The 12167-nt window shown below is 69.8% G+C and carries 9 protein-coding genes; 8 read left to right on the plus strand and 1 reads right to left on the minus strand.

The annotated features are described in order from the left end of the window. Positions 1–633 precede the first annotated feature (633 nt). Together xseA and ACTHN1_RS04860 are read left to right on the plus strand one after the other, a co-directional pair. On the plus strand, positions 634–1962 hold the full coding sequence (gene xseA / locus ACTHN1_RS04855; RefSeq protein ID WP_440469828.1) for an exodeoxyribonuclease VII large subunit: 1329 nt from the start codon (positions 634–636) through the stop codon (positions 1960–1962). 83 nt (positions 1963–2045) lie between these two features. Then, positions 2046–3800, plus strand: a complete 1755-nt coding sequence (locus ACTHN1_RS04860) for a vWA domain-containing protein (protein ID WP_440469829.1) — start codon at positions 2046–2048, stop codon at positions 3798–3800. 40 nt (positions 3801–3840) lie between these two features. On the opposite strand, the gene ACTHN1_RS04865 is transcribed toward ACTHN1_RS04860, so the two are convergent. Then, positions 3841–6732, minus strand: coding sequence for a bifunctional diguanylate cyclase/phosphodiesterase (locus tag ACTHN1_RS04865; protein WP_440469830.1), 2892 nt, complete (start codon positions 6730–6732; stop codon positions 3841–3843). 311 nt (positions 6733–7043) lie between these two features. On the opposite strand from ACTHN1_RS04865, the gene ACTHN1_RS04870 reads away from it, so the two are divergent. From ACTHN1_RS04870 to ACTHN1_RS04895, 6 genes are all read left to right on the plus strand, one after another. Then, positions 7044–7562 carry an RNA polymerase sigma factor gene (locus tag ACTHN1_RS04870; RefSeq protein WP_440469860.1) on the plus strand — a complete coding sequence of 173 codons (519 nt, stop codon included), beginning with the start codon at positions 7044–7046 and terminating at the stop codon, positions 7560–7562. Beyond that, entirely contained in the window at positions 7559–8680 is a 1122-nt protein-coding gene (locus ACTHN1_RS04875) for a hypothetical protein (RefSeq protein ID WP_440469831.1), read from the plus strand. Before ACTHN1_RS04870 ends, ACTHN1_RS04875 begins: the two co-directional genes overlap by 4 nt. Next, the gene (locus tag ACTHN1_RS04880; RefSeq protein ID WP_440469832.1) at positions 8677–9288 is read left to right on the plus strand and encodes an IMPACT family protein; all 612 of its coding nucleotides are present in this window, start codon (positions 8677–8679) and stop codon (positions 9286–9288) included. Before ACTHN1_RS04875 ends, ACTHN1_RS04880 begins: the two co-directional genes overlap by 4 nt. 106 nt (positions 9289–9394) lie before the next feature. Next, positions 9395–11191 carry an ABC transporter transmembrane domain-containing protein gene (locus tag ACTHN1_RS04885; protein ID WP_440469833.1) on the plus strand — a complete coding sequence of 599 codons (1797 nt, stop codon included), beginning with the start codon at positions 9395–9397 and terminating at the stop codon, positions 11189–11191. A 67-nt stretch (positions 11192–11258) separates the two neighbouring features. Continuing rightward, positions 11259–11492, plus strand: coding sequence for a hypothetical protein (locus tag ACTHN1_RS04890; protein ID WP_440469834.1), 234 nt, complete (start codon positions 11259–11261; stop codon positions 11490–11492). 51 nt (positions 11493–11543) lie between these two features. After that, positions 11544–12140 (plus strand): HAD-IB family hydrolase, encoded by a 597-nt coding sequence (locus tag ACTHN1_RS04895; RefSeq protein WP_440469835.1) that lies wholly within the window; start codon positions 11544–11546, stop codon positions 12138–12140. Positions 12141–12167 lie beyond the last annotated feature (27 nt).

A 12167-nucleotide genomic window follows, 5' to 3' on the forward strand; every position in this document is an offset into this window, starting at 1 on the left:
GAGAAGCGCTTCTTTGCTTGTGCAAAGAAAGGAACCAAAGAAAGCACCCCCCGGTCCTCGCGCCCCAGCCGCTGCGCGGCCGGGGTCCGTGTCGCCGGCGGGAATTTTGGGACGGCACATCCCTGTGCCGACCCAAAACGCTGCACATCCCTGTGCAGCGCCCTGCGGGTTTACCCACCGGCGCCACCGCTGTGGATGGGGCCCCAAAAAAACAGAAGCCGACCTCCTGATAGCCGCCGTTGTTGTTGCTGTTGTTCTTGATTCTGCTCTACGGGCCCCCGTTCAGGCGTGGCAAGCGGGCCGGGTAAAACCCGCAGGGCGCTGCACATGGACGTGCGCCGTTTTCGGCAGGGGCAGGATGCCCCTTCCGAAAATTCCCGGTCCGATTGCGGACCCGGAGCGAAGCGCAGGGCACGCCGCCAGGGGTGTGTTTCTTTGCCTACTTTCTTTGCACAAGCAAAGAGCGCTTCTCAACAGCCGGAGGCTGGTCAAGTAGGGCCCCGCGGCGAGCGCATCATGGCTGAGAACCGCTAGCAACAACGCGCGTCAGCGCCCTACATACATTCCGGTACAGATAGTCCAGCCCAACCCGGTTTCTTTATGAAACCACCCCACTGCGCTACGGTATCCCCCATGCAAGACCCCACCCGCGACGTCCTCACCCCCAGCCAGCTCAACACCCTGGCCCGCGACCTCCTCGAAGGCGCATTCCCCCTGATCTGGGTCGAAGGCGAACTCGGCAACGTCACCCGTCCCGCCTCCGGACACCTGTACTTCACCCTCAAGGACGCCCGCGCGCAGGTCCGCTGCGCCATGTTCAAGCCCAAGAGCCAGTGGCTGCGGTTCGTTCCGCGCGAAGGCCTGCGCGTGCTCGCGCGCGGGCGTTTGACCCTGTACGAAGCACGCGGCGACTACCAGTTGGTCATCGACCATCTGGAGGAGGCCGGCGAAGGCGCGCTGCGGCGCGCATTTGACGCGTTGAAAGCCAAACTCGCCGCCGAGGGCCTGTTCGACGAAGGCCGCAAGCGCGCCCTGCCCGCGCATCCGCGCCGGCTGGCCGTCATCACCTCGCCCAGCGGCGCGGCGGTGCGCGATGTGTTGAGCGTGCTCGGCCGGCGCTTCCCGCTGCTGGAGGTCGACATCCTGCCGGTGCAGGTGCAGGGCGAAGCCGCGCCGGCGCAGATCGTATCCATGCTTCGGCGCGCCGCCGACAGCGATCGCTACGACGTGATCCTGGTGACCCGCGGTGGCGGTTCGCTGGAGGATCTGTGGGCGTTCAACGACGAGCAGCTGGCGCGCGCGATCGCCGCGTCCCCCGTTCCGGTGGTGTCGGCGGTCGGCCACGAAACCGACTTCACCCTCGCCGATTTCGCCGCCGACCTGCGCGCGCCCACGCCGTCGGTCGCCGCGGAACTGCTGGTGCCGGACGCGCGCGATCTTTCCACCCGCCTGCGCACGCTGGATCGGCGCGTGCAGGAACTGCAGCGCCACCATCTTCGCCAGGCGATGCAGCGCGCCGACCGCGCCGCGCTGCGGCTCAATGCGTTGCGTCCGGAGGCGCGCCTGGCCCTGATCCGCCGCCGCCAGGAAGACGCGATGCGCCGCCTGCAGGCCTTGTGGCGGGAGCAAACCGAACAACGCCGCGCGCGCCTGCGCCATGCCGCCGCCATCCTGCGCGCGGCGCAGCCGCAACGCCGGCTCGCGCAGTTGCAGGCGCGGCTGGAAGCCCTGCGCGCCCGCCCCCAGGCGGCCGTGGCCCGCCAGCTCCAGCGCGAAGCGCTGAAACTGCGCGGTCTGGCGCGTTCACTGGAAGCGGTCAGCCCGCTGGCGACGGTCGCCCGTGGCTACGCCATCGTCACCCGCGCCGATGGCGCGCTGGTGCGCTCGGTTGACCAGGTCGCGCCCGGCGACGCCGTGCAGGCCCGGCTCGCGGACGGCGAACTGAAACTGCGGGTGGAATAACCCGCCGCCGTCCCCTCCAGCATCGTTCAACCCCGTTTCGCGGGCCTGCGCGTTTGCCCTCCCGACCCATCGGGAGAACCGCCATGCGCCACGCAAGCCCCTGCCTCACCCTGCTCGCCGTCGCCCTGCTGGCCGCCTGCCAGTCGCAGCCGACGGCCAAATCCGCCGCCGCCCAGGATGCCGAGATCGCCGCCGCAGCGGCCAGCGCCACCCTGGATGCGGTCCAGGTCCAACGCAGCGCCGAAGCCAGGACCCGTATCCAGTACAACCGCGCCATGCCCACCGCGGCTTACGCACCGCCTCCCCCCGCCCCCATGAAAATGGCGGCCGGCTACGTGGCCCTGCAGAGCCCGGGGCTTGTCTCCCTGCCCGCCGAGCCGGCGAATACCGAACACTACGCCGCCCACGACGACAACCCGATCCATCGCACCACCGAACAGTCGGTCTCGACCTTCTCCATCGACGTGGACACCGGCAGTTACAGCAACGTGCGGCGGATGCTGCGCGAAGGCGTGCGCCCGCCGGCGGATGCGGTGCGCGCGGAGGAATTCATCAACTACTTCGACTACCGGCATCCCGCGCCGACGAATCGTGACGCCCCGTTCCGGGTCAGCACCGAACTCGCGCCCGCCCCCTGGAACAGCGCGCGCCAGGTTCTGATGATCGGCATCAAGGGCTACGACGTGCCGAAGGCGACGCTGCCGCCGGCCAACCTCGTGTTCCTGATCGACACCTCCGGCTCGATGGATTCACCGGACAAGCTGCCGTTGCTGAAGCAGGCCTTCGCCCAGCTGGTGCCGCAACTGCGCGCGCAGGATCGCGTCTCCATCGTGGTCTACGCCGGCTCGGCGGGACTGGTGCTGCCGCCCACGCCCGGCGATCGCCACGACGACATTCTGGGCGCGCTGGAGCGCCTGCAAGCGGGCGGTTCCACCAACGGCGGCGACGGCATCCGGCTGGCCTATTCGATGGCCAAGCAGGCCTTCGTGAAGGACGGCGTCAATCGGGTGATCCTCGCCACCGACGGCGATTTCAATGTCGGCACCATCGATCAGGGCGCGCTGGAAACACTGGTCGGCGATCAGCGCAAGTCCGGCATCGCCCTGACCACGCTGGGCTTCGGCCAGGGCAACTACAACGACGCCATGGCCGAACGGCTGGCCGATGTGGGCGACGGCAACCACGCCTACATCGACACGCCGCAGGAAGCGCGCAAGGTGCTGGTGGAGGAGATGCAGTCGACCCTGCTGACCATCGCCCGCGACGTGAAGATCCAGATCGAGTTCAATCCGGCCTACGTTTCGGAATATCGCCTGATCGGCTACGAAAACCGCGTGCTCAAGCGCGAGGATTTCGCCAACGACAAGGTGGATGCCGGCGATATCGGGGCCGGGCACCAGGTCACCGCCCTGTACGAGATCACGCCCACCGGATCCGGCGCCGAGCGCCTGCCGGCGCTGCGCTACGGCCAGGCCGGCAACGCCTCCGCCACCGCCGCGCCCATGAACGGCGAGATCGCGCACCTCGCGCTGCGCTACAAGATGCCCGGGCAGGACCGCAGCCGGCTGATCGAAACCCCGATCCAGGCCGCGACGCTCACCCGTTCGCCCGGCGAGAGCTTCCGCTTCGCCACCGCGGTGGCGGCCTACGCCGACCTGCTGCGTGGCGGCAAGCACATCGACGGCTGGGGCTGGCGCGAAGTCGCGGCGGCCGCGCGCGGCGCCCAGGGCGAGGACCGCTTCGGCCTGCGTCGCGAGTTCACCGGTCTGGTCGAGCAGGCGCGCCAGCTGGCCGCCCGCGACCCAGGCGATACGCCGGCCATCGCGCGCGGCGAGTGAGCCTGCCGGGACGGGCGGCGCAGCGCGCCGTCCGTCCGCTTCAGCGCATGCCCATCTGCGCGGCCGGACGTCCCAGCAGATAGCCCTGGCCGAAATTGCAGCCCAGTTCGAGCAGCGCGCTGCGCTGTTCCTCGGTCTCGATGCCCTCGGCGATGGTGTCGATGCCCAGGGTGCCGGCCAGCGCCAGGATCGCCCGTACCAGGCCGGGACTCTCGGGACGGGTTTCATCGCCAATGCCCGCGACGAAACTGCGATCGATCTTCAGCACCGAAATCGGGAAGCGATGCAGGTACGACAGCGCGGAAAAACCGGTGCCGAAATCGTCCAGTTGCGCCAGGATGCCGTGCTCGCGCAGCGTGCTCAGGATGCGCAGGGTGCGCGGCGCGTCGTCGAGCAGCGCCACCTCGGTGATTTCCACCCGCAGCCGCGCCGGATCCGCGCCCAGCGAATCGAACAGGGCCAGCAGGCGATCGGCGAAATCGGGCGAACGGAAATGTCGCGGCGATACGTTCACCGATACGTACCCTTCCCCACCCCGCGCGATCTGGCGGACCACCTGCTCGTAGATCAGCCAGTCGACCTGTTCGATCAGGCCGCTGTCCTCGCCAAGACCGATGAACTCCGCGGGCGCCAGCAGACCGCGCCGCTCGTGCTGCCAGCGCAGCAGTGCTTCATAGCCCACCACCTCGCCATCGTCCAGGCGCAGGATCGGCTGGTAGTACGGCACGAAGTCGCGGTTGTTGATGGCCCGCCGCAGGTCCGCCAGCAGATCCAGGCTGTGCATCGCCGCTTCGCGCATCGCCTCGTCGAAGGTGGCGCAGCGATCGCGGCCCTGCTCCTTGGCGCGGTACATCGCCGCGTCGGCGTCGCGCAGCAGTTCCTCGCCGTTGCGGTAGCGTGGATGCCAGATCGCGATGCCGAGACTGGCGGAGGGATACAGTTCGCGGCCGGCCACCCACATCGGCCGGCTCAGCACCGTCAGCAGGCGCTGCGCCAGTTCGCGGATGTTCTCCTCGCCGTCGGCGTACTCCATCAGGATGGCGAACTCGTCGCCGCCCAGGCGCGAGACCACGTCGTTCTCGCGCACCGTCATGGTGATGCGGCGCGCCACCTCGATCAGCAGTTCGTCGCCGGCCGCGTGGCCGATGCTGTCGTTGACCAGCTTGAAGCGATCCAGATCCAGGAACAGCACCGCGAACGCCTGGCCGTCGCCGTGGCGCGCGCGCTCGATGGCCGCGGACAGCCGATCCAGCAGGTGTGGCCGGTTGGGCAGTCCGGTGAGCGCGTCGTGGGTGGCCTGGTAGGTCAGGCGCTGTTCGGCGCGCAGGCGCTCGTTGATCTGCGCGCGCAGCTGGGTGTTGGCGTCGGCCAGTTCGCGGGTGCGTTCGTCCACCCGCCGCTCCAGTTCGGCATGCGCGCTGCGCAGGTTCTCCTGCGCCCGCTGCCGGCCCAGGCCGTTGCCGATGTTGTGGGCGACGAAGTTCAGCAGGCTCTGGTCGTGCGGCGTGAACTTCACTTCCGGCGAATAGCTCTGCACCACCACCACGCCCTGCACCTGGTCGCCCTGGAACAGCGGCACGCCCAGCCAGCTGTGCGCCGGCGGCCCGTGCTGGACTACCCGGCCCTCGTCGCTGAGTTGGCCGATGACCGTGCGATCGGCCAGCAGCGGCTTGCCGGTCTCGATGACGTACTCGGTCAGGCCGTTGCCGATCCGGCGCGAACGCCGCATCGGATCCCGCTCGTCGATTGAATACGGGAAATTCAGGGTCTGCCCGTCCTCGCTGCGCAGCGCGATGTAGAAATTGCGCGCGTCGATCAGTTCGTCCACCACCGCATGCACGTCGGCGTAGAAGCGTTCCAGGCTTTCGGAGGTGATCGCCAGATCGGCAATCCGGAACAGCGCGCTCTGCAGCTTCTCGGCCCGCTTGCGCTCGATGATCTCCGCCTGCAGCTCGCGGTTGGCGCGCTGCAGTTCGTGGGTCCGCGCCTCCACCCGATGCTCCAGATCCGCATGCGCGTGCTTGCGGTCCAGCGCGGTGAGGATGTGCTGGGCGACGTAGCCCAGCAGCGCGCGGTCCTCGTCGGCGTAGCTGGCCGGCGTGTCATAGCTCTGCACCACGATCGCACCGCAGACGCGGTCGTCGCGGCGCATCGGCACGCCCAGCCAGTCCAGGCTGTCCGGACCATGGCTGGGATCGCGGATCACGCCCAGCTTCTGGCGGATGACCGTGGAAGGGCCCCGCAGCGGCTGGCCGTGGCGCAGCAGCGCGAAGGTCATGCTGTTGACCATCTCCTCTTCGGTGAACTCCCGTTCCGGTTCGGCGACGTAGGGATCCTTCTGGTCGGCGAAGTACAGGAAACGGATGGTCCGGCGCTGATCGTCGTAGGAGACGATGTAGCAGTTCTCCGCATACATCAGCGAGTTCACCACCGCGTGGATGCGGCGGAGCATCTCGCTCATTTCCAGGCCGGTGCCGGCCAGGTCGGCAATCTCGTAGAGCGCCTGCTGCAACCGCTTGGATTTCTCCAGCGACACGATCCGCGCATGCGCGCGCGCGGTATCGAGCGTGGCGCCGATCAACGCCTTCGCGAGCCGGCACCAGGATTCGCGACGGGCCTCGGGCACCGCCTGCGGCAGGGTCACCGCCAGCGCCATCCGCGCGTTGCCGTCGGCGTTTTCCCAGGCCAGCACCCAGCCATCGTCGGGATCGACCGTGCCGCCCTCGCCCAGCGCCTGTTCGGCGCGCCGGCGCAATCCGCTCGGGGCGTCCGGCGAGGCGACCCCACCCGCGCCCAGCGCCCAGTCACGCCAGCTGATCGCCAGTTCCGCTCCGGGCGGCAAGCCATCCAGCAGTACGCTGAGGATGCGTTCGGGCGCCGCCCCCTCTCCTTCGCCAGGCAAGGTGCCGACACGCTCGTTTTGGCTGGGCACCCCGGTTCCGGACAGCATCGGCTTCTGATTAAAGTTCCCCGTGCCGAGCATAACGCCAATGCGGCCCATGAACGGCAACCGCCCACACAAAGCCGGTGGAATCACTACGCAAACCCCGGGGTCCCCGCTCATCCGTTCGTCGGTTCATGCATTCCGTCCGGACAATCGCCCCGGTTCCCGACACGCACCGCCCCCGGCGGCGGCGCGCGTTTTCGTTCAGCAACCTGACGGCCGCCCGCTTCCCGGAAAAGCGCGAAGCCCTTACGCTGATCGCAGTGAACGACGCCGCCGAACCCGCCGATGAAACGTTGATGCTGGCCTACGCCGCCGGCGATGCATCGGCTTTCGAGCGCCTCTATGCCCGCCACCGGGGTCCCCTGTACCGCTTCCTGCTGCGCAATCTGCGCGACGGCGCCCTGGCGGACGAGTTCTTCCAGGATGTCTGGCAACGGGTCATCACCGCGCGCCAGGGCTGGAAACCCGAAGCGGCCTTCACCACCTGGCTGTTCCGGATCGCCCACAATCGATTGAATGACCACTGGCGGGCCGCCCGTCATCGCCCACCGGCCCCGGAGGATGCGGACGAGCGCACCGCCCGGGTGCCGGATCCGGATACGCCGGAGCGGCAATTGTCGGAGTTCGAGCAGCGCCGGCGCCTGCAGCTGGCGTTGGCCGAGCTGCCGGAAGAACAGCGCCAGGTGGTCCAATTGCGGCTGGAACAGGAATTGAGCCTGGAGGAAATCGGCGACATCACCGGCGTGGGTCGGGAAACCGTCAAATCGCGGCTGCGTTACGCGATGGACAAGTTGCGCGCGAGACTGAACGAATGAACCGCCGTCCCCTCGAACCGCTGGATTCCGAAGAGCGCCTGCTGGCCGATCAGCTGGCGCGGCTGGGACCGCACGGCGAACCCTCGTCGGCGCTGGACGCGCGCATCCTCGCAGCGGCGCACGACGCCGTCGCCACCCGCCCCTCTCCCCGGCGCAAGCCGCGCTGGCCGGTAGCCATGGGCCTGGCCGCCAGCGCACTGCTGGCGGTGGGCATCGCCTGGCAGTTGCGTCCTGTCGATGAGATGCGTTCGGCCGAGCAGACCGCGCTGCCCGAGGCCGCGCGGATCGGCGACGATGGCTCTGTGGCCGACACCGCCGCGCCCGCCCGCGCGCCGGTACAGCCTCGGCAGGAGACAACTCCCGCGCCGCCGGCACCGGCAAGGGTCATGGTGCCCGCTCCGCCCGCGCCGACGTCGACGGAGCCCGCGCTCGCGCGCCGCGCGCAGGCGCCGGCGAGACGGCATGCCACCCCGGAAGCAGCCACACCGGCCGCGGCACCGGCCCCTTCACGCGCGGATGCGCTCGAATACGGCGCGCGTCCCGCGCCGGCGTCGGCGCCGCCCGCGCCCGCTGCGCCGCCCCCGTCGTCGGCCACGGTCATGGCCAACCGCGCCAGCGAGGCGCCCCTGGACGCTCTCGCCGTGCAGTCCTCCGCCGCGACGGCCGATGATCTCGCCTCGACCGCCGATCGCCCGGGGTTCGTCGCCGATCCGGAAACCACGGCCGCGATCGCCGCCAGGCGTGAAAAGGCGCGCGCCGAACAGGCCCGCGACGCGGCGGATGCGGCCGAGGCCGCCCGTGGCGGCGCGGAGGCGCGCACGCGCAGCGCCGCCGCCAAGGCCACCCCGCAGCCGGCGCCGCCGCCGCCGGCGCTCGCCACCTCCGCGCCGGTCGCCCCGGCCCCCGCCAGCGCGACCCGCAACGCGCTCAAGCGCACCGACCTGCAGTTGCCGGTCATCGAGGACACCAAGCTGCCGCCGGAAGACTGGCTGGAGCGCATCCGCCTGCGCCGGGATCTGGGCGATCGCGTCAGCGCGGCCGACAGCCTGGTGCGCTTCAAGCAGAGCCATCCCTTCCAGAAGGTTCCGGACGATCTGAAGGAACTGCTGGGCGAATGAGCCACACCCTGGCCGCCCGGGCCTCGCATCTGCTGGAGGTCAAGCACAGCCGGTTCCTGGTGGCGGCCACGCCGGCCACCACGCCGGAGCAGGCGCTGGCGTTCCTCGCCGAAGTCGCCGACCCGGCCGCCACCCACAACTGCTGGGCCTACCGGATGGGCGCCGAATATCGTTCCAGCGATGACGGCGAGCCCGCCGGCACCGCCGGTCGTCCCATCCTGGCCGCCATCGACGGCCAGGGCTACGACCAGGTGATGGTGGTGGTCACCCGCTGGTATGGCGGCGTCAAGCTGGGCGCGGGCGGACTGGTGCGCGCCTATGGCGGGGCCGCCGCCGAATGCCTGCGGCTGGCCGAGCGCCGGCCGCTGATCGTGATGCGGATGCTGGAGCTGGCCGCGCCGTTCGAGGATCTGGGCACGGTGCATGCCGCGCTGTCCGGCTTCGGCGCCGAGAAACTGGACGAGTCCTTCGACGAACACGGCGCCCATCTGCGCCTGCGCCTGCCCGCCGAACACGGCGACGCCTTGAAAATCCACCTGCGCGACGCCACCCGTAACCGGGTGCGCTGGTTCGGGCAGGAGGCGGAGAACCCGCTCCGGAAAGCGTGATCTCCGGGCTCGCTCCCGCAGCCGCGAGCGGGAAAGCGCGCACCGGAAAGATTGTGGAAGCGGCCTGGCGCCGGACCGCTTCCACAGCATTTCCGACGGAAACCCCATGACCGCTGCCCAAGCGCCGGCCCACGCCGGCACCGACGATGCCCGTGCTCCCCGCCCCAAGGCGAAGCTGGGCAGCCTGCGCGCACTGTGGCCCTTCATCCGCCAGCACTCCGGACTGTTCGCCGCCTGGCTGGTCGCGCTGGCGCTCGCCTCGGCCGCCACCCTGAGCCTGCCCACCGCCTTCAAGCAGATGATCGACCAGGGATTCGGCGCCGGCGGCGCCGGCATCAACCAGGCCTTCGGCGCGATGTTCGTGGTGGTGGTGGTGCTGGCGCTCGCCAGCGCGGCGCGCTTCTACTTCGTTTCGCTGCTGGGCGAAAAGGTCGTCGCCGACCTGCGCCAGCGCCTGTACGCGCATCTGCTCGGCCTGGACGCCGAGTTCCACGATCGCAATCGCAGCGGCGAACTGGTGTCGCGGCTGTCGGCCGACAGCGAGCTGCTGCGCAGCGTGGTGGCCAGCAGCATGTCGGTGGCCCTGCGCAGCAGCGTGACCGTGATTGGCAGCCTGGCGATGCTGTTCGTCACCAGCCCGCGCCTGGCCGCGTTCGCGCTGCTGGGCATTCCACTGGCCGTGCTGCCGATCGTGCTCGGTTCCCGCAAGCTGGGAAAGGCCTCGCGCGCCAGCCAGGATCGGGTGGCCGACGCCAATGCCCTGGCCAGCGAAACCCTCGGCGCGGTGCGCACCGTGCAGTCGCACGCCCGCGAAGGTTACGAGACCGGCCGATTCGATGCCGCGGTGGCGGTGGCGGTGGACACTTCGCGCCGGCGCATCCGCGCGCAGGCCTGGGTGACCGCCGCGGCGATCACCCTGATCTTCGGCACCATCGTGGCGGTGCTGTGGATGGGCGCGCACGATGTGGTCGAAGGTTCGATGACCGCCGGCACCCTGGCGCAGTTCGTCCTCTATGCGCTCATCGGCGGTGGTTCGGTCGGCGCGCTGGCCGAAGTCTGGAACGAACTGCAGCGCGCGGCCGGCGGCATGGGCCGCATCGCCGAGCTGCTGGAGGAATCGCCGCGCGTCACCGCGCCGGCGCATCCGCGCGCCCTGCCCACGCCGCTGCATGGCGACATCCGTTTCGAGCAGGTGGCGTTCCACTATCCCTCGCGCCCGGACCTGCCCGCGCTGGATGGTTTCGACCTGACCATCCGGCCGGGCGAGACCGTCGCCCTGGTCGGCCCCTCAGGCGCGGGCAAGAGCACCGTGTTCTCCATGCTGCTGCGCTTCCACGATGTGCAGTCCGGCGCCATCCGCCTGGACGGCGTGGATCTGCGTGAACTGGACCCGGCCGCGCTGCGCGAACGGATCGCGCTGGTGCCGCAGCAACCGACCATCTTCGCCGCCAGCGCCGCCGACAACATCCGCTACGGGCGCCTGGACGCCACGGCCGGGGAGGTGCGTGCGGCGGCGACCGCGGCCGAGGCGGACGACTTCCTGGACGAATTGCCGGACGGATTCGACAGCCAGCTGGGTGAGCGCGGCGCACGCCTCTCCGGCGGCCAGCAACAGCGCATCGCCATCGCCCGCGCGTTGCTCAAGGATGCACCGATCCTGCTGCTGGACGAGGCCACCAGCGCGCTCGACGCACAGAGCGAACGCGCGGTGCAGCATGCGCTGGAGCGCCTGATGCAGGGCCGCACCACTCTGGTCATCGCCCACCGGCTGGCGACCGTGCTCAAGGCCGATCGCATCGTGGTGATGGATCGCGGGCGCATCGTCGCCCAGGGCACGCACGAGGAACTGCTGGCGCGGGATGGCCTGTACGCGGAACTGGCCCGGTTGCAGTTCCTCGACTGAGGATGTCATTGCCGGCATGCGCCGGTTAACATCCGGCTTCCACCAATCTCATCGCGAAGGAACTGCCATGACCGATTGCAGCTGCGAACATCCCCTCAACGATTCCCAGTACATGCAGCGCGGCGGGCTGGCGCTCAAGAGTTGTCCGCGCTGTTCGGTGCAGGCGGGTCGCCATCTCTTCCATGCACTGTCCAGCTTCGGCATGCGGACCATGGCCGACGGCCAGGAAATCGTGCAGTCGTGGTGCCCGGCCCGCCGCTCCAACAGCACGCCGGACAAACCCGCCTACGCCTGCCGCTGAACCTGCGCCGATTGCCGCGGGCGGCATGATCCTTTCCGCCACGGTGCGACCGTGAATCTCGCGCTGTTCGACTTCGACGGCACCCTCACCGTCCGGGAAATGATGCCCGGCTTCATGCATGCCGCGGTCGCGCCGGCGCGCCTGGCCATCGGCAAGGTCGTGCTGGCGCCACTGGTGTTCGGCTATCGCGCCGGCTGGGTGTCCGGCAACCGGGTGCGCGCGGGCATCGTGGACTTCGGCTTCCGTGGTGTTCCCGAAGCCCGCCTGCGGGCCGCGGGCATGGCGTTCGCGAACGACGTGCTGCCCGGCGTGCTGCGCGAAGACGCGATGGCCCGCGTGCGCTGGCATCGCGAACGCGGCGACACGGTGGTGGTGGTGTCCGGCGGACTGGAAACCTATCTGTCGCACTGGTGCCGGTCACACGATCTGGAGCTGCTCTGCTCGCACCTGGAAGTCCGCGAAGGACGCATGACCGGGCGCTACCACGGTGCGCAGTGCGTGGGCGAGGAGAAGGTGCGCCGCATCCGCGAGCGCTACGACCTGTCGCGCTATGCGCGCATCCACGCCTACGGCGACACCCACGAGGATCACGCGATGCTCGGGTTGGCGCACGAGGCCTGGTATCGCGGCCAGCCCTGGCGGCGCTGACCGCCCCGCGCGGTCGCCCGGACGCGC

This window comes from Pseudoxanthomonas sp. (assembly GCF_051953815.1).
In the GTDB taxonomy this organism is placed as follows: Bacteria; Pseudomonadota; Gammaproteobacteria; order Xanthomonadales; family Xanthomonadaceae; genus Pseudoxanthomonas_A.

Bases quoted from the DNA above. Each gene is read 5' to 3' on its own strand.
- ACTHN1_RS04880 (WP_440469832.1), top strand. From the start codon at position 8,677: ATGAGCCACACCCTGGCCGCCCGGGCCTCGCATCTGCTGGAGGTCAAG.
- ACTHN1_RS04875 (WP_440469831.1), top strand. From the start codon at position 7,559: ATGAACCGCCGTCCCCTCGAACCGCTGGATTCCGAAGAGCGCCTGCTG.
- ACTHN1_RS04860 (WP_440469829.1), top strand. From the start codon at position 2,046: ATGCGCCACGCAAGCCCCTGCCTCACCCTGCTCGCCGTCGCCCTGCTG.
- ACTHN1_RS04870 (WP_440469860.1), top strand. From the start codon at position 7,044: ATGCTGGCCTACGCCGCCGGCGATGCATCGGCTTTCGAGCGCCTCTAT.
- xseA (WP_440469828.1), top strand. From the start codon at position 634: ATGCAAGACCCCACCCGCGACGTCCTCACCCCCAGCCAGCTCAACACC.
- ACTHN1_RS04890 (WP_440469834.1), top strand. From the start codon at position 11,259: ATGACCGATTGCAGCTGCGAACATCCCCTCAACGATTCCCAGTACATG.
- ACTHN1_RS04885 (WP_440469833.1), top strand. From the start codon at position 9,395: ATGACCGCTGCCCAAGCGCCGGCCCACGCCGGCACCGACGATGCCCGT.